The following is a 26,003-nucleotide window of genomic DNA, read 5'->3' as shown; positions in this document are numbered from 1 at the left end:
CCTGAGGAGAACAGCGCATGAGTGCACAACTGAGGGTCGCCGTCGTCACGGGAGCCGGACGCGGAATCGGGCGTGGCATTGCGGAGAGACTCGGCCAGGACGGTTTGCACGTGGTCGTCGCGGATCTGCCAGGCATGCAGGAAGAAGCAGCCGAGACCGTGGAGACGATCACCGGCGCAGGCGGACATGCGAGCGCCGCCGAGGTGGACGTGACCGTGGAGTCCTCGGTCGATGCGCTGGTCCGCACGGCAGTGGAGACCGGGGGATCCCTGGATGTCTTCGTGGCCAATGCAGGCATCGCCCAGGTCCAGTCGCTGTTGGACTACAAGACTGAGGACTTCCAGAAGGTGATGGACGTCAACGTCACGGGGGTCTTTCACTCCTACCGCGCAGCCGCCCGGCAGATGATGGGGCAGAACACCGGTGGAAAGATCATCGGCGCCGCCTCCATCGTGGCATTCCGTCCCTTCGCCCTCCTGTCGCCCTACTCAGCGAGCAAGTGGGCGGTGCGAGGGTTGACCCAGGCCGCGGCCATGGAGTGGGCCCAGTACGGAATCACGGTCAACGCCTACGGTCCAGGGATCGTGGGAACAGCCATGTGGGACCTCATCGATGAAAAGCTCGCCGCCGAAGAGGGCCTCCAGAAGGGCGAGGCGATCAAGAAGTACGCGGGCGACATTCTGCTTGGTCGCGTCTCAGTACCCAGCGATGTCGCCAGCCTCGTGTCCTTCCTGTCCTCGGAGGACTCCGATTACATCACCGGCCAGACGATGCTGGTCGACGGAGGGATGCAGTTCTCCTGAGACTGGACCCCGCACCAACGGCAGCGGGTGACGCCGACCAAAAACCCAAGAAGGAGCGAGAAGACATGATCCTGATCGTCGTGAAATTCCAAGTCAAGCCGGAGCTCGCTGAGCAGTGGCCGGAGATCACCCGCGCGTTCACCGAAGCCACGCGCGCAGAGCCGAGGAACAAGTGGTTCGAATGGTCCAGAAGCCTCGACGACACCAACCAGTACGTGCTGGTAGAGGCCTTCGAGGACGACGGCGCGGAACCTCACGTGGAGTCTGAGCACTTCAGGACTGCCACTGCCCCGGGCAGCCCGATGCACGAGGCTCTGGTCGCGACGCCGAAGATCATCTCTCGCCAGGTCGAAGGCTCAGGCTGGGATGAGATGGGGGAGATGAAGGTCAGCTGAAGACCGCAACCCGCACTGCAGGTTCGGGGTCGAGGTGCGTCTGAGCGGAACAGCGATCGTGTTCCCCGTCGACGACGCCCGGCTCAGGCTTCTCATCGGGAACGATGCCCCCGAAGAGGTCCGTGCGGCCCTGACGCTCCGCGTGCACGACCACGGAGAAGACCCACGGTTCGACGTCGAGGAGCTCCGGCACTCAGCAGACTCACCAAGCCAGTCCTGCGGTTCCGTGAACGCGTCTGCTGGTTCACGAGCCGGTGGCCTCTGGCTGCAGGCGTTCCTGCGGTCCCGCCTGCGGCGGTGATGATCCGGGCCACCGCCCAGCCGAGGGCAGTCACGAGCGGCGCGCTCACGATCACCGTGGCAACCGGGTTGGGCTGAAACTTCGGCCCGTGGGGACCATCGACATACGCACCGATCGGCAAGACGCAGCCGCCGCCCCCGCCACCGCTGCCTTCGCCTTCTCTTTCCGGGTCCTCCCCGCTCGGCGGGACTCTGCCCGAACCCCCGCCACCGCCGAAGCCGAAGATGACCAGGGCCGCAGGAACCAGCTCGCGACCGCCGATCGTGATGCTCTCGCCGAACGCCATCTTCGCACCCCATGACGGCACAGAGTTGGTCAGGTTCTCGATCGGTCCTTCCATCAGCTGCACGCCTCCGCTCCCGGTAGACAGCTCTCATCTGAAACACGCCCCCATGCGCACGGGACGCATTGCACCCACGATAGAACTGACCCCGAGGGACCGCTAGAGGCGATGCGACACTGCCCCCGGCGGCGACGCTGGGACTACGAACTCAAGACACCGCCGTGGCTATCAGGCCTGCGGCAGCGGTGCCTTGGCTGAGATCAGGCCTTCCTGGACCAGCTCATCCCAGAAGTCGCCGGGGATCGTCGCGGACAGCGCGGCGATGTCCTCTGAGATCCGGCCCGGCCGGCTTGAACCGGGGATCACTGCGACGGTCGCGGGGTGGGCGGTGGAGAACTGCAGCGCGGCCGCCTTGAGGTCGACGTCGTGGCGGGCGGCCACGGCTGACAGCGAGGCCACCTGATCCTTCACCGACTGCGGCGCCTCGGTGTAGTCGAAGTGGTCCCCGCCCAGCAGCGCTCCGGAGTTGTACGGTCCGCCGACGATGATCCCCACGCCTTGAGCTTCGGCGCGGGGCATCATCCGCTGCAGCGCCTTCTCGTGCTGGAGGATCGTGTACTGGGTGGCCGAGAGGCTCAGATCGGGAGGAGTCTCCTCCAGCTGCATGGCCAGCTCGATGGGTTCCGTGGTGTTGACGCCCAGTCCCCAGCCCTTGATCAGACCCTGCTCGCGCATCTCGGTGAGGACGCGGAACGCGCCGGTGCGGGCCTCTTCGAACTTCGCGATCCATTCGTCGCCGTGGAAGTCCCGGGAGATGTCGTGGACGAACACGAAGTCGAGCCGGTCGGTGCCCAGGCGCTCCATGGACTGCTCCAGCGACTTCCGCGTGGCCTCGGCGGTGTAGTCGGTGATGACCTTGTTGCTGCGCCCGTCGGCGAAGAGTCCCTCCTTCTCCTCGGTCTCATCGGACATGTAGCGCCCGACCTTGGTGCTGAGCAGGAACTCATCGCGCGGCTTCTTTCCGAGGGTGGCGCCGAGGCGCTTCTCGGCAAGACCGGCGCCATAGAACGGGGCGGTGTCGAAGTAGCGGATGCCGGCGTCCCAGGCAGCCTCGATTGTGCTCAGCGCCTCGTCCTCGGGGATCTCCCGGAACATGTTGCCCAGGGGTGCCGTGCCGAAGCCGATGGTGTTGTTCAGCAGGTGGTGGATGTCGCCCATACGATCAGAAATCCTCAAGTTTGTGGGTGGTCTTGTCCGGGAGAACACCACCTAGGTCGAGGTTTATTTCTCGGCACGTTCTCGGAGGGGCACCCACATTCACCGCCGCTGCGACGCGGGCCGGATCGTTCTCAGCCAAGTCAGCCCCGACTCAAGCCATTGACATCTGAGTTGGTCGTGCCAAACTGCGTTGAGGAGCCGCAGAACCAGTGTTGCTGCTCAGCGTTCACCGAAGCGGGCCGTCCCCCGCCGAACCAAGGATCCTCGATGCACCCCAGGTCCACTCAGCGAGTCGGTTTCCTCCCCGCCAGAGGGGCGGCGACCCTCGCTGTCGCCGTCCTCGCCCTACTGGGCTGCGCCAGCGAGAATACCCACGCCGACGAGGGCTCAACGTCCAGCAATGACGAGTCGGCAGCGGCGTCCTTCGGGCATGAGACCGGGCCACGCGTGCGCGTCAACCAGCTCGGCTACCTGCCCGACGGCCCAAAGCGCGCAACGCTGGTCAGCGATCAGACGGAAGCGGTGAGCTGGCAGCTGCTCGACGACGACGGCGGGCTCGCCGCGCAAGGAGAGTCGACCCCGCAAGGGTTCGACCCGTCGGCGGGACTCGACGTCCACACCATCGACTTCAGCGATCACGGCGACTCCGGGGCGGGTTACACGCTGACCGCCGAGGGCGAGCAGAGCTACCCCTTCGACATCACCGAGGACTTATACACCCCACTGCGCCATGATGCCCTGAACGTCTACTACACGCATCGATCCGGCATCGCGATTGAACCGATCGAGGTCGACGGGAGCCTCGAGAGGCAGGAGTACGAGCGCCCTGCCGGGCACGTCACGGAATTCGTGCCCCCATGGGAAGACCTGCCCGACGCCGACGTCCCCAACCGGGGGGATCTGCAGGTGCCCTGCCTGCCGGCGGAGCGCTTCGTGTGGAACGGGGCGGAGCAGCACGCCAGCGCGGACGTCTATGGCGACCCCGAGGCGTGGCGCTGCCCGGAGGGCTACGCCCTGGATGCTGCAGGTGGCTGGTATGACGCGGGCGACCATGGCAAATACGTGGTCAACTCGGGCATCTCGGTGTGGCAGCTGCTGGCCACCTATGAGCGCAGCCAGAACGCCGAGGTAACCGTGGACGAGGCCTTGGGTGACGAGACCCTGCTGATCCCCGAGCGGGGCAACGAGGTGCCGGACATCCTTGACGAGGCTCGCTGGAACCTTGAATGGATGCTCTCCATGCAGGTGCCCGCCGACACCTGGATGACGATCGACGGGGTCGAGATCGATGCCGGCGGGATGGCGCACCACAAGCTGCACGACATCGCCTGGACCGGAATGGACACCCTCCCGCACGAGGACCCGATGCCGCGGTATCTGCACCGGCCCTCCACCGCCGCGACGCTGAACCTGGCAGCCGCCGCAGCTCACGGCGCCCGCCTCTATGACCAGTACGACGAAGAGTTCGCCGATGAGCTGCTCGACGCTGCGGAATCTGCCTGGGCTGCCGCCGCCGAGCACTCCAGCATCTTCCGGGGCCCCGACGGTGTTGACCCGAATCCCGGCGGTGGTCCCTATAACGATCACGAGTTCAGCGACGAGTTCTATTGGGCGGCCGCGCAGCTGTACCTGACCACGGGGTCAGCCAGCTATGAGGACGCGGTGCGCACCAACGTGCATCATGTGGGCGGCGCCGAGGACCAGGTCTTCGGCACCCCGGCCTTCGACTGGAAGAACACCGCCGCTGCCGCCCGCCTGGATCTAGCGACCGTGGACAGCGACCTGGAGGACCGTGAGGCGGTGATCGATTCCGTGGTCGACGCCGCCGACGCCTATCTGGCGGTCCAGCAGGATCAGCCCTTCGGCCACCCCTATGCCCCGGAGGAATACGACTGGGGGTCGAACCATATGGTGCTCAACAACGCCGCGGTGATCGCCACCGCCTTCGACCTCACCGGCGAGACCCGGTACCGCGAAGCCGGGATCGAGGCCATCGACTATGTCCTGGGCCGCAACGCGATCAACAACTCCTACGTCTCCGGCTACGGCACGTACTTCTCTGAAAACATGCACAGCCGCTGGTACGCGGCCGATCACGAGCGGCTGCCGCCGTTCCCCGCCGGCAAGCTTGCCGGCGGGGCCAACTCCGTCCTCGGCGATCCCACGGCACAGGGTGATCTCTCTGGCTGCGCGCCGCAGTTCTGCTACATCGACGCGTCTGACTCCTGGTCCACCAATGAGACGACGATCAACTGGAACGCCGCCCTGGCCTGGCACGCCAGCTGGCTCGACGACATGGGTCGCGCAGGCTGATCTAGTATCGGGACCATGTCAGCTGTCGGGGAAGGTCCCATGAAGATCCTGGTGGTGGACGACGAGGCGCCACTGGTCCACCTGATCGAGCAATACCTCATCCGCGATGGGTTCCGCGTCGTGGCGACCGGAGATGGATCCCACGCCGTGGATATCGTTCGCGAACAGAGCCCCGCCGTCGTCATCCTTGACCTCGGCCTGCCTGGCCTGGACGGCGTGGAAGCCTGCCGACAGATCCGGACGTTCTCGGACTGCTACATCATCATGCTCACGGCCCGCGCCGAGGAGGTGGACCGTCTGATCGGACTGTCCGTCGGCGCCGATGACTATGTGACCAAGCCCTTCAGCCCACGAGAACTGGTGCTGCGCGTGAAGGCGATGCTGCGCAGGCCACGAAACGCCTCCGGCTCGGACCTCGTCACCTACCAGCTGGGGGACCTCCGCGTCGATCTGGCGGGACGTGAAGTTCAACTGCGGGGTCAGCTCGTGGATCTCACCTTGACCGAGTTCGAGCTCCTGGCGACGCTTCTCGCGGAACCCGGAGTGGCACAGAGCCGGAGCGCACTGATCACCAAGGTGTGGGGTGATGAGTGGTTCGGAGACAAACACCTGGTCGATGTCCATATCGGGCACCTCCGCCGAAAGCTGGGGGATGATTCCGCGAACCCCCGGTTCATCCACACGGTCCGTGGCATCGGGTACAAGACGGGACCGCCACGTTGATCGGACAGAGGCGATTCACCGGGCTGGGCACCCGGATCCTGGCGGCGCTCATCCTTGTGCTGGGTGTGGCGGTGGTGACTGCCTGGGTCGTTGCTCTCATCGTGGGACCGGCAATCTTCGATGACCATATGGAGATGGTCGAAACCTCCAACCCCGATCCAGGCATCGTCGCCCACGCCGAGGAAGCATTCGATGCGGCATGGAGACTGTCCCTCCTGCTGGCCCTCCTGACAGCCTTCGGGACTTCCGTCGTCGTCACCGTGATCCTCGTGCGCCGGCTGGTCCGGCCGATCCGCAAGATCCGCTCTGCGGTCGTCGAGATCACGGACGGCGACTACTCCGCGAGGGTCCCGGAGAGCAGCATCGGAGCAGAGTTCACTGAGCTGATGGTCGCGTTCAACAGCATGGCCGCAGAGCTGGACCGCACGGAGCTCACGCGCAAGCGCCTGCTCTCAGATCTGGCCCACGAGATGCGCACACCGGTGTCCACGGTTGACGGATATCTCGAAGCGATGCAGGACGGGATCGCCCACGCCGACGACGAAACCCTGGTCATGCTCAGAGAACAGACCGAGCGCCTCACACGCCTTGCTGAGGACATCTCTCTGGTCAGCGCCGCAGAAGAGGGGTGCCTGGACCTGCGGCTCGCCCCGGTCCAGCTCGGTGAGCTCCTGGATGCCGCGTCTGCCCAGATCCGCGCTCGCTATCAGGCCGCCGGGGTGAACCTCGAGATCAAGATCGGCAACCGCGCAAGAGCCGCGACGATCACCGCGGATCGCGACCGCATCGGTCAGGTCCTGACCAATCTGCTGGACAACGCACTGCACCACACCGAGCGCGGCGACGAGGTGACCCTCAGTGCACGGGCATCCAGATCCCATGTGACCGTCGACGTCGTCGACACCGGCCACGGAATCGACCCGGCACACCTTGCCCACCTCTTTGAGCGCTTCTACCGCGTGGACAGCGCACGCGACCGCACCCACGGTGGATCTGGGATCGGACTCGCGATCGTGCGTTCCATAGTCACCGCTCATGGAGGATCCGTCTGGGCGTTCAGCGAGGGGACCGGAAAGGGAGCCGTCTTCACGGTCGAGCTGCCTCAGGGCACCCAAGACTTGATGAAGGTTCCATAAAGGATCTGATTATCTGCCGCCCCATCGCAGGCGACTCGATATAGTCAAGAGTTGCGTGGTCACCGTCACGGGACTCACCAGCAGATCAGACAGGGAGCCGGAGTGTCGTCTCAGCGAAAGACCTCCACGAAGGGGCCGCCTCGCTCGGGCGCACAGCGGATGCTCGCGCTGGACGCTGCACGCGGGCTGGCGATCATCGGCATGATTGCTGTCAACACTGGTCCCCGCGGCGACGACGAGCTTCTGGAGATGATCTACCGAGTTCCGTATGGTCGGGCGTCCCTGCTCTTCGTCCTGCTCGGCGGAATCGGCGTCTCCTTGATGACGCGCCGCTCTCGCGAACAACACGCTCCGCTCCCCTGGGTGTCGCTGCTCTGGCGCTGTGTTCTGCTGCTCCTGGGCGGCCTGGCGCTCCAGGAACTCGCCCACGACGTCTCGGTGATTCTGCAGATCTATGCGCTGCTGATCCTCTTCTCTCTCCCACTTCTCCGGGTCTCCGGTGGCCTCCTGCTCCTGACCACGGGGATCAGCGCCCTCCTCGGCCCGGTGATCTGGATTGCGGTTCAGGCTCAGACCGACGGACGCTTCGATCGAGACCCCGTCTCAGCTTCAGGCCCGCCCTGGGAGATCTTCACCGGCATCGTGCTCACGGGCCCATACCCGTTGATCGTCTGGGCGGCGCCCTTCGTCCTCGGCCTCTGGCTGGGTCGACTGGAGCTCACAGACTCAAGAATCAGCACTCGACTGATCATCTGGGGCGCAGCTGCTGCAGTGGCGGCTCGCCTGCTCTCTGCGCTTCTGGTGGCCGCATTCGGCGAGCCGACGACCCATATGGCATGGGAGCGACTCTTCAGCGCGGTGGCCCATTCACAGATGCCGCTGTGGCTGATCGGCGGCACCGGGTCCGCAGTCTTCGTCCTCGGCCTGTGCCTGAAGATCCACGCGTGGTCCCACCCCCTGGTGTCTCCGCTGATCTTCCTGGGTCAGTTGGCCCTGACTGCCTACGTCGGGCACCTGCTGATCCTCGCATTCGTCGTCCGCCCGGGACCGGACACGCTGGTCCAGGGGATGATCGCGAGCACCTGGACCGTGGCCGCGCTGATGGCGTTCGCCTGGCTCTGGCGGAAGCGCTTCAGCCGAGGGCCCCTCGAGGTTCTGCTGCGGGCGCCGAGACTGTCCCGGCGTCCTCGCTGAGGATGCCGGCGAGGTGGAAGGCAGAACATCCGGTCAAGAACGGGTCTGCACTTGATGAAGGTTTCTTCAAGATCACGCTTTCGGGCAATGCCGGGTCCAGCCATGCGGTTGACTCCTCAGCAAGCCACTGGTGATCTCAACATAGGAGGAACCCATGAAGACCACGACATCCGCAGCATTCATCGGCGCGTTCGCACTCACGGTCGCGCTGACCGGCTGCGCCACCGCCGAGGATCAGTCCGACGAGACCCCATCCGATCAGGGAGAGGCTGCAGAGGAGACCGCAGCGGAGTACAACGAGGCCGATGTCGACTACATCTCCGGAATGATCCCGCACCACCGACAGGCAGTCCACATGTCGGAGATGCTGCTGGACAAGGACGATGTGGAGCCGGAGGTGGAGGCCCTCGCCGAAGACGTCCGCGAGGCCCAAGGTCCCGAGATCGAGCAGATGGAATCTTGGCTGGACGCCTGGGGTCAGGAGGAAGCGGGCCCGGACCAGGGGGACATGGGGGACATGGACCACGGCGACATGGGCGACGGCATGGACGGGGGCACTATGCAGCACGAGGGCATGATGAGCGAGGAAGACCTCGACCAGCTCCAAGAATCGACCGGCTCGGCCGCTTCTGAGATGTTCTTGGAGCAGATGATCGTCCACCATGAGGGCGCCGTCTCCTCGGCGGAGCAGCATCTCCAGGACGGGGCGAACCCCGAAGCCCTGGAGCTTTCAGAGGACATCATCGACTCTCAGCAGGCCGAGATCGAGCAGATGGAAGAGCTCCTGGAAGACCTCTGAACCGGGTCCTAGGAGTCCAGCTCAGAGAAGACGTTCGGTGGTCTCCCCGCCGTCGAGGGTGCGAAGCACTGACTCGCCCACGACCAGCAGCACCTCGACGGCGCCGTCGGCAGTCGAACTCGCCCCCAGGGCAGAGACCTCACCGAGGGATTGCTGGCTGACGGTCCAGCTGTCTCCCACGTCCTGACTGATCAGCAGGTGTCCCTCGACGCTTGCACCCACGATCGTGGTGTCATCGACCCAGGTCAGAAGCCGGATGAGCTGCGGTGTGTCCAGCAGATCCCATGCGGCGCCGTCATCTGATCGCAGGACGCCCGCTTCGGTGGCCGCCAACATCGCTCCTGAGCCCTCGGCGATCGCGACCGATGCGGGCATGGAATCGATAGGCAGGGTCTCCCATGTCCGACCATCCGCGCTGAGTCGCAGTTCGCCGTCGAAGCCGAGCACACGGTCAGAACTGGCCGCCAGTGCGTGGAAGTCAGATTCACCTCCCCGGGAGAGCACCTTCCAAGTCTCGCCCCGGTCGGTGGACTCGATGAGTCCGAGCGGCTCCGGGAGATCCACCCCCGGCCCCGGGTGGCCAGACGCCAGGTAGCGGCCGTCGGGGGTCACGGTGAAGCCCATCAGATCGATCTCGGGGCCGACTGCAATCGACTCCTGCTCCCGGAGCCGAAACAGGCCTTCGTGAGCGGCTAGCAGCACCACTGCCGAATCGGCCGGATCGCGGACGATCGCGTGGATGTGGGAGATGGGGGAGGTTGTGTTCTGGTCTGGGGCCGCCGGCGGAGCCTCCCGCGAGCAGGCCGCCAGGGCTCCCGCCCCGAGCACTCCCAGACCTCCGCCGATGAGGCGTCTGCGGTTCACGAGCTTCATCCGTACATCTCCTTCCCTCGTGGAATGACCAGCCCTCAACCCTATCTGCGCCGCATCGACGCAGCGCGCTGGATCTCATGAAGATTCCATGAAGCTCGAGCCAGGTGTGGTCCACACGTCAGGTGGGGTCACGCGCGCCCCGTGGACTCGTTCTACCCGACAGCCACACCTTGACTCATATACCCCCCAGGGGTATAAATGCAGACATGGACAATTCGTCGCGAGCACCCGAGCAGGCTGGACCTGGTCCCGCCGCGGACACCCCGCACCATGGCCATGATCATGGTCATCCTCCGAGTCATGACGGCCATGAGGCTCCGTCGAGTCACACCGGACACGAAGGTCACAGCCACGACCATGGGGATCATGTCGGTCAGTTCCGCCGGCTGTTCCTGATCATGGTGGTGGTGGCCGTGCCGGTGGTGGGCTTCAACGAGATGTTCGCGCACCTTCTCGGCTATACGCTCCCAGACGCCCCCTGGGTGTGGTGGGTGTCTCCTGTGCTGGGCACCATCGTCTACCTCTGGGGCGGTCGCCCATTCCTGACCGGAGCAGCCTCGGAGGTCCGCGCCAGGCAGCCCGGGATGATGCTGCTCATCGGGCTCGCCATCACCGTGGCCTTCATCGCGTCCTGGGGTGCGACGCTGGGGATCCTGGACCATGAGCTGAACTTCTGGTGGGAGCTGGCCCTGCTGGTGGTCATCATGCTGCTCGGCCATTGGATCGAGATGCGCTCACTGGCTCAGACCACCTCTGCCTTGGACTCCCTGGCAGCGCTGCTGCCCGATGAGGCTGAGAAGGTCCAGGGCGACGACGTCGTGAAGGTCGCTCCGGCCGCTCTGACCGTCGGCGATGTGGTGATCGTCAGGCCTGGCTCTTCGGTCCCGGCCGACGGGAGGATCATCGACGGAAGCGCCTCGATGGATGAATCCATGGTCACCGGTGAATCGAAGCCGGTCCGCCGCGGGACCGGCGAGCACGTCGTCGCCGGCACCGTGGCGACAGACTCCGGGCTGCGCGTCGAAGTCGCGGCTATCGGGGAAGACACCGCTCTGGCCGGGATCCAGAAGCTCGTGACGGATGCTCAGGCTTCCTCCTCCCGGGCTCAGCGCATCGCGGACCGGGCCGCAGGCTGGCTGTTCTGGTTCGCTCTGGGGGCTGCGGTCCTGACTGCACTCAGCTGGGCCGCGCTGGGCATGCCCGAGGCTGCGGTTGTCCGCACGATCACCGTGCTGGTGATCGCCTGTCCCCACGCGCTGGGTCTTGCGATCCCGCTGGTGGTCTCGATCGCCACCGAGAGGGCCGCCCGGGGCGGCGTTCTCGTGAAGGACCGGCTGGCCCTGGAGTCCATGCGCACGGTCAACGCGGTGCTCTTCGACAAGACCGGCACGCTCACCAAGGGGGAGCCCACCGTCACAGGGGTCCACCCCGTGGGGAATCACCAGGACGACGACGTCCTTGCCCTCGCCGCCGCCGCAGAGTCAGACAGCGAACACCCGTTGGCCCGGGCGATCATCGGCGCCGCACGGGGCCGGGACCTGAATGTGCCGCGGGCCAGAGACTTCTCCTCATCTCCCGCTGTGGGGGTCAGCGCCACCGTTGACGGCAGCGTCGTGGAGGTCGGGGGTCCGCATCTTCTGGACCAGCGCAGACAGGACGCGCTCACGGTCACCGAGCAGTGGCGCGAAGAAGGCGCGATCATCCTCCACGTGCTGATGGACGGTGAGGTGATCGGAGCGCTGCGGCTCGCTGATGAGGTCCGACCCGAGTCCCACGCTGCCATCGAGGCGCTCCATGCCCGACGCGTCGAGGTTGTGATGATCACCGGGGACGCCCAGGCAGTTGCCGACACCGTCGCCCGAGATCTGGGCATCGACAGAGTCTTCGCCGGGGTCCGACCCGAGGACAAGGCGGCGAAGGTCGCCGAGCTCCAGGCAGAGGGAAAGAAGGTGGCCATGGTGGGTGACGGCGTCAACGACGCTCCTGCCCTGGCGCAGGCCGATGTCGGCATCGCCATCGGCGCGGGCACCGACGTGGCCATCGGATCCGCCGGGGTGATCCTGGCGAGCTCCGATCCTCGCTCCGTGCTCTCCGTCTTCAGGCTCTCCGAGGCCAGCTACAGAAAGATGAAGCAGAACCTGTGGTGGGCCGCCGGATACAACATCGCTGCGGTGCCGCTCGCCGCGGGCGTGCTGGCGCCCCTCGGATTTGTGCTCCCGATGAGCATCGGCGCGATCCTGATGTCTGCCTCCACCGTGGTGGTTGCTCTCAACGCCCAGCTGCTCCGCCGCCTTGACCTCTCCCCTGGGGCGAGCACTCCGGAGGTCACCGACCACGGCGCATAGGGCGGCGAGGGGAGAATCTGGGAGGACCCCCACCGGGACATACAGCCAGCCTCGATACCATGGTCGATCTGAGGCGGGCCACGCAGCGCTCGCCCCAGGTTCATACGACGGATCGAGAAGGGGCCCATGTTCTGGAGGACCGTATCCGCAGCCGGGTCCCGCACGAGGCGCCTGCAGGTCGGCGACCACGCCGTGGATGTTCGCGGGACCTTCGCTCCGCAGCGACCCCAGGTCCTGTTGGTGCATGGACTCGGCATGTCCGGCGAGTACTTCCAGCCCCTGACCGACGTGCTCGCGGCCACCCACGATGTCTACGCGCTGGATCTGCCGGGGTACGGCAAGACGCCCAATCCGGAGCGGGCGCTGAGCATCTCGAAGCTGAGCGAGGTGGTGGCCGGGGTGGTCACCACGCTGGAGCTGGACTCCCCCGTCGTCGTCGGTCACTCGATGGGATGCCAGATCGTCGCCGACGCCGTCGCCACCCACCCGGAGATGTTCGCCGGCTACGTGCTGATCGGGCCGACAGTGGACCCGTCCGCGCGCAGCTTTCTCGCCCAGAGCTCACGGCTGATGCGCGACACCCTGCGCGAACCCCCACGGAACAACTTCATAGTGTTCCGCAACTATGTGCGGATGGGCCCGCTGCGCTACCTGCACACGGTCCGACACATGCTTGCCGATCGGACTGAGGAGTCCATCCAGCGCTGCACGATTCCGGGCCTGGTGGTCCGCGGCGGGAATGATCCGATCGCCTCGGCCGAGTGGGCGCGGCAGCTGGTGGACCTCGCCCCCGACGCGAGCCTGGTGGAGATCCCCGACGCTCCGCATGCGCTCCAGATCCACCGGCCGAAGGAGCTCGCCTCCGCGTGTGCCCCGTTTCTGGCAGCCGTCGACGGCGAGCGCCCGGGCCCGCAGACGACGGCGCCCCGCGCGTGACCAGCCTCCCGGCTTCGGCCACCCCTTCCTCCGGCGCGCGGGAGCGTCTGCGAGGGGCATCCGAGCTTGGCCGCAACCTCGGCGCCTGGGTCCACGACTACGCCTACGCGCTGCGCCGGCAGGCGTCCGGACTGCTGCGTGGGCCTGATCCGAAGGCCTACCGCCGGCCCGAGTCAGGGAAGCCCGCCGTGCTGCTGCTGCCGGGGATCTATGAGACCTGGGCCTTCATGCTCCCGGTGGCCAACGTGCTGCGGGAGCAGGGCTATGACGTGCACGCCGTCGTGGACCTGGGGTACAACGGCGGCACCATCGAGGACATGGCAGACCTGGTGGATGACTACATCCGACGTGAGGGCGTTCAACGGTGTGTGCTGGTGGCCCACAGCAAGGGCGGGCTGATCGGCAAGCTGCTGCTCACCCGGCAGAGTGACGCCGACCCGGTCTTGGGGCTGGTCACGCTGAACACCCCGTTCGAAGGGTCACAGCTGGCCCGACTGCTGCCGCTGCCCGCGCTGCGGCTGTTCCTGCCACGCTCCCCGGAGCTGGCCGAACTGGGCGCCAGCCGGGACGTGGATGCGGACATCATCTCGATCTATGGTCGCTTCGACCCCCACATCCCCGGCGGGAGCCGCCTCGAAGGTGCACACAATGTGCAGCTGGAGACGCGGGGACACTTCCTGCCGCTGAGCGATGCTCGGGCGCACAAGGCGATCCTCGACGGGGTCCGGCGGATCACGGGTTGATGAGAAGGTACGTGCCAGCGCCGCTCAAGACCTGACCGGCACCGGCACATCGCAGAGCAACGGGCTCGGACACGTCACTGCCTGGGTCGGACCGTGAGCGCCTGGGTCGCTGAGCCGACGGGTCCCTTGAGGTCATGAATGATGGACTGTGTCAGTCCGCGCCCATCGGGTCCGAAGGAGACCGTCGTGTCATAGCCCACCCACTCCCCTTCTGGAGCACGGAAGATCTGGGTGGAGAGCTCCACGTTGGGGAAGAGCACGTCACCTGGGTCTGAGCGGACGGCGACCCCGTTCGCGACGTCGAACAGTCCGACGAAGCGAGACAGATCGCTCACCCGTTCGTCCGCGACGAGGGAGTGGGGGGTGCGGATCCAGGCCTGGGAGCGCCCTTCGCCCAGGACGCGGCGCTTGGATTCGATCGAGCGGATGAGCCCTCCGGGCCAGACTGTGCTCGCATCCCACGGTTCAAAGGTCGCCGGTCCGGGAATCTCCGCCAACGCGGTTCCCTCCAGACGAGCGGTGTCGAACTGAGCCAGCAGCCAGCCGCGCAGGAGCACCGCCGGACGCGAGTCATGCCTCAGCTCGACCTCCACCAGCTCAATGGTCTTGCCGGGACGCAGCACGCGGGCGACGACGTCGACCTCACCCACCGGCAACGGTCCCAGGATGTCGTAGTGCAGCCCCGTGATGCGCAGCGAGTCCTCACGGCGTTGATCTCTGTCTCGCTCCATGACATGTGCCATCAGCCCCAGCGCAGGCGCGATGTGCTGCATGTCTTCATCCCAGGCTCCACTCGCATGTTCGGTGGCCTGAAACCGTGTCTCGTCGATCCGTTCGAAGTACGCCATAGAAGTCTCCTCGTGTGTTCAGTTCTGGGCGTCCTGGATCAGCAGGGCCTCGCCCTGGCCGACGCCAGACCGACTGCGGCGAAGGCGTCGTTGATCTCGAAGAGATCCAGCTCAGTCGGGTCGAGGGAGCCCTTTCGCTGCTGGAGGGTCACCGGGACGACTTACTCGTCATAGCACCCTTCCGTGATCCACGATCATCACACATGCTAGTGACATATAACGTACGTTATTTATATGTACAACGATATGTCGGTTAACTCTGACTAGAATGACATGATGAGCACCGCCCAGCAGGTCCCAGCGCGCACGCGGCTGCTCCAGGCTGCTGACCACATACTCTTCGAAGACGGCATCCGCGCCACGCCCGTGGACGAGATCCTCCGTCGGGCGCGCGCGTCTCCAGCCACCTTGTACTCACACTTCGGCAGCAAGGACGCGTTGACCGCGGAGGCCCTGCGTATCCGTTTCGCTGACTGGCGGAGCAGCTGGGACGAGCAGGTGATCTCCGCGAACAATGACACCGAGCGGCTGCTGGCCGTCTTCGACGCCTTGGCCGCCTACAGGGAGGACCGGCAGCACCCATCACGCTGGTGCGCGTTCCTCGCAGCCGCCACTGAGCTGATGCCGGAAGCCGGAGAGATCAGGGACGTCCTGGACGCGGACACAGCCTTGTTGCGCACACGGCTGGTTCACCTCTCCCGCCCCCTGGCAGCTGATCGAGCCCAGGATCTTGCCGAAGGAGTGCTCCTGGCCTACGACGGGACCTTGACCGCGTTCCTGCGCGGCCACCCTCGGTCGCCGATCGAGGCGGGTCGTCGTCTGGCCCTCGCAGCGGTTCAGGCCTACACCCAGAGCTGAGCGGGCCGTCGCGCCTGCACCGGTGATGACAGGGCGGGGACGCGGACCAAGCCGGGTGGCCACCACTGTCGGCGACCTTTCATCCGGCTGACTGAGACCCCGTGCTTTGTCCCGGTGCCAGGAGTAGTCTGCGAACGTCTCTACCTGCTCGAACCAGCTACCAGGAGATTGCCATCATGCGCGCAGCTCGTTACTACGATCGCAAAGACATCCGCATCGAAGAGATCGACGAACCTCAGCTGAAGCCGGGACACGTGGCCATCGACGTCGCCTGGTGCGGCATCTGCGGCACCGACCTCCACGAATACCTCGAAGGCCCGATCTTCGTCCCGGCCCACGGACACCCGCACCCCATCTCCGGTGAGTCCGCACCGGTCACTCTCGGACACGAGTTCTCCGGGACCGTCACGGCAGTCGCCGACGACGTCAGCGACCTCACGTCCGGCCAGAAAGTGGTGGTCGAGCCCTACATCATCCGCGAGGACGTGGAGGTCAAGCCCGGGGTCGATTATCAGCTCTCCCCGGACATGAACTTCATCGGCCTCGGCGGTCGCGGGGGCGGGCTCAGCGAGAAGATCGTGGTCGAACGCCGCTGGGTCCACCCGATCGCGGATCACGTCGCCCTCGATCACGCCGCACTGATCGAACCTCTCGCGGTAGGCCACCACGCCTTCGTCCGATCCGGCGGCAAGGCCGGTGGCGTCGCGGTGGTCGGCGGCGCAGGCCCGATCGGTCTGCTCACCGCCGCGGTGCTGAAGGCGGAAGGCCTCACCGTCTTCATCTCCGAGCTCTCCGAGGCCCGCAAGGCCAAGGCCCGGGAGACCGGCGTCGCCGACGAGGTCTTCGATCCCCGCGAAGTCGACGTGGCAGCGGAGGTGCGCCGCCGCACCGACGGCCGTGGAGCCGACGTCGGCTTCGAATGCTCCTCGGTCCCGGTGGTCCTGGACATGCTCCTCGATGCGGTGCGTCCCGCCGGAGTCATCGTCAACGTCTCCATCTGGGGGCACAAGCCCGCCGTCGACATGCCGAAGCTGGTGCTCAAGGAGATCGCCCTGCTGGGCACCATCGGCTACGCCAACGATCATCGACGCGTGATCGAACTCGTCGAGGACGGCAAGATCGACCTCGGTCCGTTCATCACCGGCAGGATCGGCCTCGACGGGCTGGTCTCCGAGGGGTTTGAGCAGCTGATCAACAACAACGAGCAGCACGTCAAGATCATCGTCGACCCGCGGGCTTGACCCCCACGCGGACCTGCAGGTGGCCGCCGCGCGCCGAAGCGGACCGGAGGTCTGCGCAGTCACGTTCCACCGCGGCCCACGGGTGCGCCTCGATATCCGCCCCGCCCAGTCGGCACGCAGCCCTGGCCAGCGGGCTCAGCAGCGCGCTGACTCCGCTGGGCAGCTGCATGTCCAGCACCCCCAGCTCCGCCTCGGGCTCCGTCAGCTGCCACATGTTTCCCCAGGCTCGCACCCACGGGTCCATCAGAGACAGCGAGTACGTGGCCAGCCCGACGCGTGAGAGCCCGCTCCCACCAGCCTGCGTCATCTCCTCTGAGACCTCGGCGGCGACCATGGTGGTGGCGTCGGCCTGGATCAGGATCACGTTGTCCCAGCCGTGGCGCTGCGCCCGCTTCCTGGCCTGGACGAGCATCTGGGCGCTGCGATCGATGCCCACGATGACCCCGCGCAGGCCCACCCGGTTCTGCAGCGGCCCGAAGTTCAGGCCGGTGCCGCACCCGAGGTCGAGAACCTGGTCTCCCTCGCGCAGTGCGAGTGACTCGATGAGCCGTCGTCGTCCCGCGCCGTAGACGGGGTGCTCGGCGGAGAGCAGATCGTAGAACGGGGCGAAGGCCGTGTACTTCTCGCGGGTGTATCTCTCGGCGCTGTCCTTCTGCAAGGCCCGGCTCCTCTCCCGCGTACGCTATGCACAGCACCTCCCAGGGTATGCGCTGACGCTGACGCCGACCCCTATCGCCGCCGTTGAAGGAGTTCACCGTGGATGATCTGATCGATCTGCTGGTCATCGGCGGGGGCACGGCGGGGATCGTGGGGGCTAAGACGGCAGCGCGCCTGGGTGCACGCACCGTCCTGGTCGAGCAGCACCGCACCGGCGGCGACTGTCTCTGGACCGGATGCGTGCCTTCGAAGACCATCCTCTCGGCGGCCGCCCACGCCTCCCTGGTCCGCGAGGCCGCCGACACCGAGCCCGATTTCACCCAGGTCAGGAAGCGGATCCGCGCGACCATCAGCACGATCGAACCCGACGATTCGGCGGAGACCCTGGAAGCCGCTGGGGTGACGGTGCTGCATGGAATCGCCCGGTTCACCGCCCCCGGGGTTGCCCAGATCTCTGGGGTGTCCGGGGGCGCGGGCGAGCGGATCCGCTTCCGTCAGGCCCTCATCGTCACCGGCAGCTTCCCTTCGGTGCCCGAGATCCCAGGTTTGAAGGACGCCGGGCACGTCACCTCCGACACGATCTGGGAGCTGACGCAGCTGCCTCCGCGTCTGGTGGTGATCGGCGGCGGCCCGATCGCCTGTGAGCTGGGCCAGGCCTTCGCGCGGCTCGGCTCAGACGTGACGGTGCTGGCCCGTTCGGGACTGCTCCCCAAGGAGGACCCCGACGCCGCCGCCCTGGTGCAGGCGAGCCTGGAACGCGATGGCGCCACCGTGCTTGTCAATGAGGAGCCCGCCCGCGTCCACCGTCGATCTGACGAAGCCGAAGGGGCTGACGGTGCGGACGGTGCGGGCCGACACATGGTCACCACCTCGGCAGGCCGGCGGCTGCAGGCCGACGTCGTCCTGGTCGCCACCGGGCGGACCCCGCGGAGCGCAGGCCTGGGTCTGGAGCAGCTCGGGGTGGAATGTGACGAGGCCGGACACGTGCTCGTGGACGACACGATGCGCACCTCGAACCGCTCCATCTGGGCCGCCGGGGATGTCACCCCGCACCCGAAGTTCACCCACCTGGCAGCGGTCCACGCCAGCACCGCCGCCTCCAATGCGGTCCTCGGCCTGCGGCGCCGAGTCAGCCGCACGGTCCCGCGGATCACCTACACCTCCCCGGAGGTCGCCGCCGTGGGCCTCACCGCTGTCTCCGGCCCGGGCATGACCACCTCGACTGTCTCACTGGAGCACACCGACCGGGCGCTGACCGAGGACTCATCAGAAGGATTCGCCCGACTGGTGATCGGCCGGCGCGGCCGAATCCTCGGCGGCACCCTCGTGGGTCCCCGGGCAGGTGAGTCACTGGGAGAGCTGACCCTCGCGGTCGCACAGAAGCTGAGCACCCGGCAGCTCGCGGGAATCACCCACGCCTACCCGACCTACAACGATGCGCTCTGGGACGCCGCGATCGCCCATGCCCGCGACGGACTGGACTCCCCCGTGGTCAACACGGCGACCAGCGCGCTGGCTGCCCTGGTCCGACGACGACGCCGCGGCCCTGAGTCTCAGCCCAGCGCCCGGTAGCCGACGACCACGCGGTGCGCCGCACTCAGGCCGACCAGCAGCGCCCACACAGCCGCGATCGGGGCGGCCGCGAAGGGGAAGATCAGCCACAGGCTGTGCACCAGCACGGTCTCGGCCCCCTCCGCCAGGCCACCGATGAAGGAGAGCGACCGGCCGTCGTCAAGCTGCCTGCCGTCCTTCTCCGCGATGGAGGAGAACGCGAGGAAGGCGCCCCCGTTGACGTAGTAGGCGAAGAGCACCAGCAGGAACGGCAGCCACGGGGCGTCGAAGGCCGCGCTCGCACCGATGGCCACGCCCACCACCGTCGCGCCATAGACGATGAAGTCTGCGCAGATGTCCCAGAAGCCGCCCTGCCCGGAAGCCGGGGATGACCCGCCGGCCCTGCGCCGGGCCAGCGGGCCGTCCAGCCCGTCGGCGACTCGGCAGAGCAGCCACAGGATCAGCGCCGGGATCCATTGCTGCGTCGCCGCGAGCACCGCGCTGATGAGGCCGGCGGCAAGGTTGAGGCCGGTGAGCCGGTTCGGGGTCACCCAGGGCACGTCCAGCACGCGGGCAGCAGCGTCTGTAGTCGGGGCGAGCGCGGACCGGAGCAGCGCATCAAACATCGGCTCTGCCGCTGCTCCCGCGGAGCCGCACCGCGCAGGCGATCCCGGCCAGGGTCAGGACGCCGAGCACCGCGAATGCCAGCTCGGCCTGGAAGCCCGTTTCAACGCCGAAGGCGCCCAGCGCCAGGTAGCTGGCTGTGCCGGGGACGATCCCGATCAGGGTGCCCAGAAGGTAGGGCCACCAGCCCAAGGAGGTCAATCCGGCCGAGTAGTTGATCGCGGTGAAGGGCAGCACCGGGACCAGCCGGACCCCCACGACGGCGGCGAACCCGTGCCGGTCCAGGACGGCTTCAAACCTTGCGACCCGGGTCCCGGTGAACCGCTCGACCGCGTCGCGGCCCAGCCGGCGGCCCAGCCAGAACGCAGCGGAGGCTCCGGCCATCGCGGCGGTGTAGACGATCAGCAGACCCGGGCCGAACCCGAAGAGCACCCCGGCACCGATGGAGAGCACGTTCTTCGGCACTGGGGCCAGGGTCAGTGCGGCGTAGGCGATTCCGAATCCGATCGGACCCCACCAGCCCGTGCCGGCGACCAGGTTTCGGATCTCCTCCACCGACGGGAGCGGAAGCAGGAGAGCCGCGGCGGTGAAGACTCCCAGCGCCAGCACCAACAGCGCGGCTTTGGCCACGGCTGCTCGGCGCCCAGACTGCGCCGCCGCGGAGGGTTCCTCTGGGGCCTCAGACCTGAAGCGAGCCGGCTCCTGGTCAGTCATTCTTGAGAGCGTACTGGAGCCGGGAGCCCGAGTGTTCAGGGATGGATCATCCGGCGCTGACTTCCGGCGTGGACAGCGCGGCCCGTGGTAGGAAGGGTCCCATGACTACCCCGCCGCCTGTGGTGCTCTTCGACGTCAACGAGACGCTGTCCGATATGCGTCCCCTGGCGAGCGCATTCGAGGAATCAGGGATGCCTGCTGCTGGGGCCCCGCTGTGGTTCGCGGAGGTGCTCCGCGATGGGTTCGCGCTGACCACCACCGGCGAAAATCCCGACTTCGTGGCGATCGCCCGGGACAATCTGCGCCGCCACCTGGCTGCGGCATCTGGAGCTCGAGACCACGCTGAGGACGTCGATCGCATTCTGGAGGTCTTCACGCACTTCGACCTGCACCCCGACGTCACTCCTGGTGTCACCGCGCTGAGCCGGACCGCGGAGCTGGTCACGCTGAGCAACGGCTCGGCGGCGATCGCGGAGACTCTCCTTGCACGCGGCGGCGTGCGGGAGCTCTTCTCGCAGTGCCTCAGCGTCACCGACGCACCGTTGTGGAAGCCCGCGCGGGACGCCTACGCGTATGCCGCGCAGCAGACCGGACGACCCCTGGATGAACTGATGCTCGTCGCGGTGCACCCCTGGGACATCCACGGGGCCGCCGCCGCGGGACTCCGCACCGCCTGGATCAACCGCACCGGGGCTGCGTACCCGAGCTGTTTCCGGGCGCCGGAGATCGAGGCCGAGCACCTGGTGGCGCTCGCGGAGATCCTCGCGGGAGCGCGGGGCTGACCGTCGACGCCGGTTACCGGGCTTGGAGCACGAAGAACATGAAGCAGATGAACGACCGCCCCAACAGTGGTGGCGGGATCAGCTCCAGCGGCGTATCGGGATCGTAGGGCGGCTCGGTGACCGACGCGATATCGAAGCCGGCCTCCGTGAATGCCGAAGTGATCGCGGGCAGAGGTCGGTGCCAATACGTCAGCGTCGCCTCCTGGCCCGCGAAGGTGAACTCATCGGAGAACTGGGTCGTCGCGAAATAGTCGGCCTTCGGGTAGTTGAGCATATAGACGTATGGGTGATTCACCGAGAGGATCAGCCGTCCTCCGGGCTTGAGCACACGGTGCAGCTCCGCCAGGGGCACCGTCCAATCCTCGAGGTAATGCAGCACCAGGGATCCGACCACGTCATCGAACGAGTTGTCCTCGTAAGGCAGGGGCTGGCCAAGGTCTGCCACTCGCAGGTCCACGTCCGCGCCGAGTCGCTGCCTCGCGATCTCCACCATCGCCGGGCTCAGATCGAATCCAACGACGTCGGCGCCACGGTCGATCAGCGCGGCGGAGAGCAGACCGGATCCACAGCCGGCGTCGAGCACTCGGCGTCCGTCCACCTCTCCAGCCAGGTCGATCATCGCGGGGCGTTCGTAGCACCCGTTCACGAAGTTCACTTCGTTGTCCGCTGCGTAGGCTGCGGCGAAGCTGTCATAGGGCGCTGTCTGCATTGCATGAACTCCAATTCATACTCATGGCATTCGGACCCCCTGCTCCGCCCATCCCAGCACATTGAACCCCAGTTGCCGGAACAACACTCACCGCACCCGAAACGCGCTGATCAAACCCGAGATAAGGGTTCACACAACACGGGTGAGCTGGTCTGCCCCCAACATTCTGCGCCGGACCATCGCGCTGAGCTGTTCGACGAACTCGGTGAGAGCCGCGGCCGGCTGAACCTTCCGCTTCACGGCGTCTGTTCCTAGCATCGATCCCATGGCCACTCCCCTGCTCTTCCTCTCCGGCGCCGGACTCCCCCCTTGGATCTGGGACGATGTGCGATCCCGCGTGGAAGCACCGTCCCGCGTCGCCCCGCGCCCGACGACCGGTGAGACTGTGAGCGATTATGCCCGGGCAGCCCTGGAGGCGGCTCCGGCGGAGAGGTTCACGCTGATCATGCATTCCTCGGGCGGCGTGGTCGCCGCCGAGCTCGCCCGCTCCGCCGAACCTGGACGCATCACCGGGGTGCTTGGCCTCGCAGCCGTCATCCCGCGGGCGGGAGCGTCCTTCGTCTCCTCGCTGCCGTTCCCGCAGCGATTCATCCTGCCGGCGGTGATGCGGGTGGCCGGGACCAGGCCACCTGAGTCCTCGATCCGGAAGGGCCTCGGCGCGGGCCTCGATGAGACCACCACGCGGCGCCTCGTTGCGGACCTCTCACCCGAGCCGCGCGAATACTTCACCAGTCGCGCCGCGGACCCGGCCGCCCTGTTCGCCATTCCTTCACGGGGCTACGTCGTGACCACCGACGACGCCGAGATCCCGAGTGCTCTGCAGCGCCGCTTCGCCGCTCGGCTCCACCCGACCGAGACCTTCGAGGTGCGTGCGGGCCATCTGCCGATGCTCACCCACCCAAAGGTCATCGCGACCGCCATCAACTCACTGGGCGACCGGCCCGGAGCATGAGCGAGCACGAACACCGACAGGAGACGTCCGGCCAGGGCGCCGGGAAGCGATCGCGTCCCGGCGCGGCTGACCCGCAGGCAGGCACCACCCGGGCGCCGAGAGGTTCAGGAGAGCCATGAGCAGCATCGAGATCCTCAAAGACATCGCGCGTCGCCCGCTCGAAGAGGTCCACGCGCTGCGCCCAGCGCTGACATCAGAGCTGCTCAATGCACACCCGCATCATCACAACTCCATCGCCTGGCTGCTCTGGCATTCAGCCCGAGAGATCGACGAGCAGCTTGCCAGCCTCTCCGGGCAGGAACCGGTCTGGACGGTGCAGGGCTTCGCTGAGCGGTTCGCCCTGGATCTCGGTGCCCACGACATGGGGTTCGGCCATACCGGCACCCACGCGCGGCGGATCCGGGTCAGCGACCCGGACCTGCTGCTGGAGCATCTGCGCGCCGTCGTCGAGGCACAGCTGTCCTATCTGGACTCGCTGGGCGAGGCCGATCTCGAGGAGGTCATCGACACCCAGTGGCACCCGCCCGTGACGCGGGGGGCACGGCTGATCAGCCTCTCGCTGGACGCGGTGGCGCATATCGCCCAGGCCGCCTACGTCACCGGGATGGGTCCTGCCGCGTTTGAGGAACCTCAGGTCGCGGAGCAGCACGGTGAGGAGCATCAGGGCGGGCAGCGTCAGGCGTAGGTCCGCCGAGCTCGGGAACGCCGGGCCGGCCAGCCTCTGAACGGGCGGCACCCGCGCTGCGGCTCGGCACGGCCCCGGTGCGCTGGCGCAGCCACTCCGGGGCTTCGAACAGCCAGTCCTGCCCCAGCCGCTGCGCCACCGCGTAGATCATCAACGGTCCGATCACCCCGCCCAGGGTCGGCAGGGCCACGTGCACCGCGAGGGCCTCCACGCCGAGCATGCCGAGCACGATGCGTGTACTGGCGGTGAAGAAGATGTGCGCCACGAAGATCACCAATGACAGCTCCCCGATGCGGGCGAGCCACCGGGCCCGGTGGCCCATCCGTGCCAACAGCCGCGCCACTGCCAGGATGGCGAGCACGCCGGCGCTCGAACCGATGAAACCGAGTGCCACGCTGGGCGCCGTGCGGATGTCGCCATAGGCGGTGGGCGGGGTGGCCAGCAGCGTGTAGCCGAGGACCACCCACACTGCCCCGGTGACGATCACGACGCCGCCCGCCCAGCCGACACCGACCCGCTGCACCCAGCTGAGCAGGCGCTTCCCGGTGAGCACCACGCCGAGGAAGAAGAAGACCGTCAGCGCCAGCCCCTCGCCGCCGAGGATCCTCCAGTTCAGGCCCCACACCACGGCAGAACCGAGCGCTGCCAGGCCCAGGGTCACGACGGCCGCCCGCTGGCTGCGCCAGGGCTTCGCGACCGCGGCGAGCAGCATCATCACCGTGATCCAGCCGAAGAACCAGAACTGCTCCTTCGGCTCCCAGATCATGAGCAGCTCGACCGGATGCACCGGGTCGTTCACGGCCGAGCCCATGCCGATCTTCAGCAGCAGCTGCAGCGTGGACCAGAGCATATAGAGCCAGAGGAAGGTCACCGAGCGTGCTCGGGCGTAGTGCCAGGCGCCATCCCGGCGCATCCCCGAGGCGACGAAGAGCCCCGCCAGGAACGCGAAGACCGACAGGTGAGACATGTAGATGACGGAATCGACCTGTGTCAGAAGGGGGTCCTCCACCAGCCCCGCCGGCTCCAGCGCTCGCCATACATGGCCCAGGACAATGAGGATTATCGCCAGCGCCTTAGCGATGTCGATAGTGGCGTCCCGCGCGGGTTGCGCCGAGTCTCGGGTCACGGGTTTATCAAATACCAGGCATCTCTCCTCGGCAAGCTTTTTCTTGCTTTCATGTCGTTCGGCGCGACCTCGGCGGCGGAGAGGCTCGTCGTCATGGTTTAGTGGTGACATGCCCGCGCGCATCATCTCCATCGGCACGGCACTGCCGGCGACCTCTGTGCCCCAGCGGGACCTTCGCGCCTTCTTCGCCGATCAGCCCGACGCCAGCAGGCTTACCCGCCGGCTCATCGGGGCAGCCTTCGACGCCGCCGGCATCGAGACCCGCCACTCGGTGCTCACCGGTCTGGGCGGCACCCCGGATGGAGTCTTCGTCGGCGAGGATTCCAGACTGCTCTCCCCCACCACAGGGATTCGCAATGAGCTCTACCGACGGACCGCCCCAGACCTGGCCGCCGACGCGGCGCGCTCCGCCCTGTCGGAGGCGGCGCTCACCCCCAGCCAGATCACTCACGTCGTCACCGTCTCCTGCACCGGATTCTTCGCTCCGGGCCTGGATTTCCGGCTGATCCGCGACCTCGGCCTGCCCGTGACCGTGGAACGCAGTCACCTGGGATTCATGGGCTGCGCCGCCGCCCTTCCGGCGCTGCGCACGGCGTCTCAGATCACCGCCGCGCAGCCCGAGGCCGCGGTGCTGGTCGTCTGCGTGGAGCTGTGCTCGCTGCACATCCGCGACACCGCGGACTCCGAGCAGATCGTCGCGGCCTCGGTCTTCGCCGACGGCGCCGCTGCCGCAGTGGTCACCGCCGACGAACGCCTCGGCACCCCCGGCGGAATCGTTCTGGAACGGTTCGCCACCGCGCTGACCAGCGAGGGCGAGTCCGACATGGTCTGGACGATCGGGGATCACGGGTTCAACATGCGACTCTCCGCCGAGGTCCCGAGGATCATCGGCCGTGAGATCCGCGCCGCCGTCGACCGTTTCCTCGGTGAGGAGGGGGCCCCCGCCCGCTGGGCCGTCCACCCGGGAGGCCGCAGCGTCCTGGACCGGGTGGAGGCCGGGTTGGAGCTTGAGGCCACAGCCCTCGATGCCTCCCGCGCGGTGCTGCGCGACCACGGCAACATGTCCAGTGCGACCATCCTGTTCATCCTGCGCCAGCTCCTCGCCGACCCCACGGTCAGCGGCCGCATCGCCGCACTGGCCTTCGGGCCCGGGCTCACCGTGGAATCCGCCCTGCTGCGCAAGACCCGGTGACC

27 protein-coding genes are annotated in these 26,003 nt (G+C 67.0%); 18 read left to right on the top strand and 9 right to left on the bottom strand.

Annotation, left to right across the window (positions count from 1 at the left end; all coding sequences use genetic code 11):
- Window positions 1-17: 17 nt before the first annotated feature.
- Together LTH96_RS11235 and LTH96_RS11230 are read left to right on the top strand one after the other, a co-directional pair.
- Window positions 18-803: an acetoin reductase gene (locus LTH96_RS11235; protein WP_241465862.1), complete on the top strand. Its 786-nt coding sequence runs from the start codon at window positions 18-20 to the stop codon at window positions 801-803.
- Between the two features lie 65 nt (window positions 804-868).
- Window positions 869-1,198: a putative quinol monooxygenase gene (locus LTH96_RS11230; protein WP_241465860.1), complete on the top strand. Its 330-nt coding sequence runs from the start codon at window positions 869-871 to the stop codon at window positions 1,196-1,198.
- Here LTH96_RS11230 and LTH96_RS11225 read toward each other — a convergent pair.
- The gene (locus tag LTH96_RS11225; RefSeq protein WP_241465859.1) at window positions 1,191-1,391 is read right to left on the bottom strand and encodes a hypothetical protein; all 201 of its coding nucleotides are present in this window, start codon (window positions 1,389-1,391) and stop codon (window positions 1,191-1,193) included. The two genes, LTH96_RS11230 and LTH96_RS11225, sit on opposite strands and share 8 nt — an antisense overlap.
- A gap of 196 nt (window positions 1,392-1,587) precedes the next feature.
- Here LTH96_RS11225 and LTH96_RS11220 point away from each other — a divergent pair, with 196 nt between their 5' ends.
- Window positions 1,588-1,800, top strand: coding sequence for a hypothetical protein (locus tag LTH96_RS11220; RefSeq protein ID WP_241465858.1), 213 nt, complete (start codon window positions 1,588-1,590; stop codon window positions 1,798-1,800).
- Between the two features lie 210 nt (window positions 1,801-2,010).
- Here the strand turns inward: LTH96_RS11220 and LTH96_RS11215 are convergent, their stop codons facing one another.
- The gene (locus LTH96_RS11215; RefSeq protein WP_241465856.1) at window positions 2,011-3,000 is read right to left on the bottom strand and encodes an aldo/keto reductase; all 990 of its coding nucleotides are present in this window, start codon (window positions 2,998-3,000) and stop codon (window positions 2,011-2,013) included.
- 267 nt (window positions 3,001-3,267) lie between these two features.
- Between LTH96_RS11215 and LTH96_RS11210 the strand changes: the two genes are divergently transcribed.
- The 5 genes from LTH96_RS11210 to LTH96_RS11190 all read left to right on the top strand — a co-directional run bounded on the left by LTH96_RS11210 (window position 3,268) and on the right by LTH96_RS11190 (window position 9,165).
- On the top strand, window positions 3,268-5,313 hold the full coding sequence (locus tag LTH96_RS11210; RefSeq protein WP_241465854.1) for a glycoside hydrolase family 9 protein: 2,046 nt from the start codon (window positions 3,268-3,270) through the stop codon (window positions 5,311-5,313).
- A 15-nt stretch (window positions 5,314-5,328) separates the two neighbouring features.
- Window positions 5,329-6,036, top strand: a complete 708-nt coding sequence (locus LTH96_RS11205; RefSeq protein ID WP_241465853.1) for a response regulator transcription factor — start codon at window positions 5,329-5,331, stop codon at window positions 6,034-6,036.
- On the top strand, window positions 6,033-7,172 hold the full coding sequence (locus LTH96_RS11200) for a cell wall metabolism sensor histidine kinase WalK (protein ID WP_241465852.1): 1,140 nt from the start codon (window positions 6,033-6,035) through the stop codon (window positions 7,170-7,172). Before LTH96_RS11205 ends, LTH96_RS11200 begins: the two co-directional genes overlap by 4 nt.
- A gap of 102 nt (window positions 7,173-7,274) precedes the next feature.
- Window positions 7,275-8,366, top strand: coding sequence for a DUF418 domain-containing protein (locus LTH96_RS11195; RefSeq protein ID WP_241465850.1), 1,092 nt, complete (start codon window positions 7,275-7,277; stop codon window positions 8,364-8,366).
- A gap of 154 nt (window positions 8,367-8,520) precedes the next feature.
- On the top strand, window positions 8,521-9,165 hold the full coding sequence (locus tag LTH96_RS11190) for a DUF305 domain-containing protein (protein ID WP_241465848.1): 645 nt from the start codon (window positions 8,521-8,523) through the stop codon (window positions 9,163-9,165).
- 21 nt (window positions 9,166-9,186) lie between these two features.
- Here the strand turns inward: LTH96_RS11190 and LTH96_RS11185 are convergent, their stop codons facing one another.
- Window positions 9,187-10,038, bottom strand: coding sequence for a F510_1955 family glycosylhydrolase (locus LTH96_RS11185; protein WP_241465847.1), 852 nt, complete (start codon window positions 10,036-10,038; stop codon window positions 9,187-9,189).
- Window positions 10,039-10,244: 206 nt separating this feature from the next.
- Between LTH96_RS11185 and LTH96_RS11180 the strand changes: the two genes are divergently transcribed.
- The 3 genes from LTH96_RS11180 to LTH96_RS11170 all read left to right on the top strand — a co-directional run bounded on the left by LTH96_RS11180 (window position 10,245) and on the right by LTH96_RS11170 (window position 14,062).
- Window positions 10,245-12,383, top strand: coding sequence for a heavy metal translocating P-type ATPase (locus LTH96_RS11180; protein WP_370644438.1), 2,139 nt, complete (start codon window positions 10,245-10,247; stop codon window positions 12,381-12,383).
- Between the two features lie 126 nt (window positions 12,384-12,509).
- Complete coding sequence (locus tag LTH96_RS11175; RefSeq protein WP_241465845.1) at window positions 12,510-13,319, top strand: alpha/beta fold hydrolase; 810 nt, start codon at window positions 12,510-12,512, stop codon at window positions 13,317-13,319.
- On the top strand, window positions 13,316-14,062 hold the full coding sequence (locus LTH96_RS11170; RefSeq protein ID WP_241465844.1) for a triacylglycerol lipase: 747 nt from the start codon (window positions 13,316-13,318) through the stop codon (window positions 14,060-14,062). The genes LTH96_RS11175 and LTH96_RS11170 overlap by 4 nt, the downstream gene beginning before the upstream one ends.
- A gap of 74 nt (window positions 14,063-14,136) precedes the next feature.
- Here the strand turns inward: LTH96_RS11170 and LTH96_RS11165 are convergent, their stop codons facing one another.
- On the bottom strand, window positions 14,137-14,910 hold the full coding sequence (locus tag LTH96_RS11165; protein WP_241465842.1) for a thioesterase family protein: 774 nt from the start codon (window positions 14,908-14,910) through the stop codon (window positions 14,137-14,139).
- 276 nt (window positions 14,911-15,186) lie between these two features.
- Between LTH96_RS11165 and LTH96_RS11160 the strand changes: the two genes are divergently transcribed.
- Both LTH96_RS11160 and LTH96_RS11155 read left to right on the top strand, forming a co-directional pair.
- A complete protein-coding gene (locus tag LTH96_RS11160; protein WP_241465841.1) occupies window positions 15,187-15,768 on the top strand; it encodes a TetR/AcrR family transcriptional regulator in 582 nt (193 codons plus the stop codon).
- A gap of 176 nt (window positions 15,769-15,944) precedes the next feature.
- On the top strand, window positions 15,945-17,009 hold the full coding sequence (locus tag LTH96_RS11155) for a 2,3-butanediol dehydrogenase (protein WP_241465839.1): 1,065 nt from the start codon (window positions 15,945-15,947) through the stop codon (window positions 17,007-17,009).
- On the opposite strand, the gene LTH96_RS11150 is transcribed toward LTH96_RS11155, so the two are convergent.
- Window positions 16,987-17,667 (bottom strand): class I SAM-dependent methyltransferase, encoded by a 681-nt coding sequence (locus tag LTH96_RS11150; protein WP_241465838.1) that lies wholly within the window; start codon window positions 17,665-17,667, stop codon window positions 16,987-16,989. The genes LTH96_RS11155 and LTH96_RS11150 overlap by 23 nt on opposite strands.
- 98 nt (window positions 17,668-17,765) lie before the next feature.
- Here LTH96_RS11150 and LTH96_RS11145 point away from each other — a divergent pair, with 98 nt between their 5' ends.
- The gene (locus tag LTH96_RS11145; protein WP_241465837.1) at window positions 17,766-19,238 is read left to right on the top strand and encodes an FAD-dependent oxidoreductase; all 1,473 of its coding nucleotides are present in this window, start codon (window positions 17,766-17,768) and stop codon (window positions 19,236-19,238) included.
- Here the strand turns inward: LTH96_RS11145 and LTH96_RS11140 are convergent.
- Both LTH96_RS11140 and LTH96_RS11135 read right to left on the bottom strand, forming a co-directional pair.
- Entirely contained in the window at window positions 19,220-19,843 is a 624-nt protein-coding gene (locus LTH96_RS11140) for a CDP-alcohol phosphatidyltransferase family protein (protein ID WP_241465835.1), read from the bottom strand. The two genes, LTH96_RS11145 and LTH96_RS11140, sit on opposite strands and share 19 nt — an antisense overlap.
- Window positions 19,836-20,555 (bottom strand): TVP38/TMEM64 family protein, encoded by a 720-nt coding sequence (locus LTH96_RS11135; protein ID WP_241465834.1) that lies wholly within the window; start codon window positions 20,553-20,555, stop codon window positions 19,836-19,838. Before LTH96_RS11135 ends, LTH96_RS11140 begins: the two co-directional genes overlap by 8 nt.
- Window positions 20,556-20,656: 101 nt before the next feature.
- Between LTH96_RS11135 and LTH96_RS11130 the strand changes: the two genes are divergently transcribed.
- Window positions 20,657-21,337, top strand: coding sequence for a haloacid dehalogenase type II (locus tag LTH96_RS11130; protein WP_241465832.1), 681 nt, complete (start codon window positions 20,657-20,659; stop codon window positions 21,335-21,337).
- A gap of 13 nt (window positions 21,338-21,350) precedes the next feature.
- On the opposite strand, the gene LTH96_RS11125 is transcribed toward LTH96_RS11130, so the two are convergent.
- Entirely contained in the window at window positions 21,351-22,046 is a 696-nt protein-coding gene (locus LTH96_RS11125; RefSeq protein ID WP_241465831.1) for a class I SAM-dependent methyltransferase, read from the bottom strand.
- 265 nt (window positions 22,047-22,311) lie between these two features.
- On the opposite strand from LTH96_RS11125, the gene LTH96_RS11120 reads away from it, so the two are divergent.
- Complete coding sequence (locus tag LTH96_RS11120) at window positions 22,312-22,998, top strand: alpha/beta hydrolase (protein WP_241465830.1); 687 nt, start codon at window positions 22,312-22,314, stop codon at window positions 22,996-22,998.
- 115 nt (window positions 22,999-23,113) lie between these two features.
- Complete coding sequence (locus LTH96_RS11115; RefSeq protein ID WP_241465829.1) at window positions 23,114-23,683, top strand: DinB family protein; 570 nt, start codon at window positions 23,114-23,116, stop codon at window positions 23,681-23,683.
- Here the strand turns inward: LTH96_RS11115 and LTH96_RS11110 are convergent.
- Entirely contained in the window at window positions 23,595-24,920 is a 1,326-nt protein-coding gene (locus tag LTH96_RS11110; RefSeq protein ID WP_241465828.1) for an acyltransferase, read from the bottom strand. The genes LTH96_RS11115 and LTH96_RS11110 overlap by 89 nt on opposite strands.
- On the opposite strand from LTH96_RS11110, the gene LTH96_RS11105 reads away from it, so the two are divergent.
- Entirely contained in the window at window positions 24,919-26,001 is a 1,083-nt protein-coding gene (locus LTH96_RS11105; protein ID WP_241465827.1) for a type III polyketide synthase, read from the top strand. The two genes, LTH96_RS11110 and LTH96_RS11105, sit on opposite strands and share 2 nt — an antisense overlap.
- Window positions 26,002-26,003 lie beyond the last annotated feature (2 nt).

Origin of the sequence: Nesterenkonia sp. LB17 (genome assembly GCF_022565915.1) — a bacterium.
Classification (GTDB): domain Bacteria; phylum Actinomycetota; class Actinomycetes; order Actinomycetales; family Micrococcaceae; genus Nesterenkonia.
This window is presented reverse-complemented; position numbering and strand designations above follow the sequence as displayed.

Excerpts from the sequence above, each read along its gene's own strand:
- LTH96_RS11210 (WP_241465854.1), top strand. The coding sequence starts at position 3,268 with ATGCACCCCAGGTCCACTCAGCGAGTCGGTTTCCTCCCCGCCAGAGGG.
- LTH96_RS11110 (WP_241465828.1), bottom strand. The coding sequence starts at position 24,920 with ATGTCACCACTAAACCATGACGACGAGCCTCTCCGCCGCCGAGGTCGC.
- LTH96_RS11235 (WP_241465862.1), top strand. The coding sequence starts at position 18 with ATGAGTGCACAACTGAGGGTCGCCGTCGTCACGGGAGCCGGACGCGGA.
- LTH96_RS11205 (WP_241465853.1), top strand. The coding sequence starts at position 5,329 with ATGTCAGCTGTCGGGGAAGGTCCCATGAAGATCCTGGTGGTGGACGAC.
- LTH96_RS11185 (WP_241465847.1), bottom strand. The coding sequence starts at position 10,038 with ATGAAGCTCGTGAACCGCAGACGCCTCATCGGCGGAGGTCTGGGAGTG.
- LTH96_RS11190 (WP_241465848.1), top strand. The coding sequence starts at position 8,521 with ATGAAGACCACGACATCCGCAGCATTCATCGGCGCGTTCGCACTCACG.
- LTH96_RS11120 (WP_241465830.1), top strand. The coding sequence starts at position 22,312 with ATGGCCACTCCCCTGCTCTTCCTCTCCGGCGCCGGACTCCCCCCTTGG.
- LTH96_RS11230 (WP_241465860.1), top strand. The coding sequence starts at position 869 with ATGATCCTGATCGTCGTGAAATTCCAAGTCAAGCCGGAGCTCGCTGAG.
- LTH96_RS11130 (WP_241465832.1), top strand. The coding sequence starts at position 20,657 with ATGACTACCCCGCCGCCTGTGGTGCTCTTCGACGTCAACGAGACGCTG.
- LTH96_RS11125 (WP_241465831.1), bottom strand. The coding sequence starts at position 22,046 with ATGCAGACAGCGCCCTATGACAGCTTCGCCGCAGCCTACGCAGCGGAC.
- LTH96_RS11175 (WP_241465845.1), top strand. The coding sequence starts at position 12,510 with ATGTTCTGGAGGACCGTATCCGCAGCCGGGTCCCGCACGAGGCGCCTG.
- LTH96_RS11215 (WP_241465856.1), bottom strand. The coding sequence starts at position 3,000 with ATGGGCGACATCCACCACCTGCTGAACAACACCATCGGCTTCGGCACG.
- LTH96_RS11135 (WP_241465834.1), bottom strand. The coding sequence starts at position 20,555 with ATGACTGACCAGGAGCCGGCTCGCTTCAGGTCTGAGGCCCCAGAGGAA.
- LTH96_RS11165 (WP_241465842.1), bottom strand. The coding sequence starts at position 14,910 with ATGGCGTACTTCGAACGGATCGACGAGACACGGTTTCAGGCCACCGAA.
- LTH96_RS11180 (WP_370644438.1), top strand. The coding sequence starts at position 10,245 with ATGGACAATTCGTCGCGAGCACCCGAGCAGGCTGGACCTGGTCCCGCC.
- LTH96_RS11155 (WP_241465839.1), top strand. The coding sequence starts at position 15,945 with ATGCGCGCAGCTCGTTACTACGATCGCAAAGACATCCGCATCGAAGAG.
- LTH96_RS11115 (WP_241465829.1), top strand. The coding sequence starts at position 23,114 with ATGAGCAGCATCGAGATCCTCAAAGACATCGCGCGTCGCCCGCTCGAA.
- LTH96_RS11140 (WP_241465835.1), bottom strand. The coding sequence starts at position 19,843 with ATGTTTGATGCGCTGCTCCGGTCCGCGCTCGCCCCGACTACAGACGCT.
- LTH96_RS11105 (WP_241465827.1), top strand. The coding sequence starts at position 24,919 with ATGCCCGCGCGCATCATCTCCATCGGCACGGCACTGCCGGCGACCTCT.
- LTH96_RS11160 (WP_241465841.1), top strand. The coding sequence starts at position 15,187 with ATGAGCACCGCCCAGCAGGTCCCAGCGCGCACGCGGCTGCTCCAGGCT.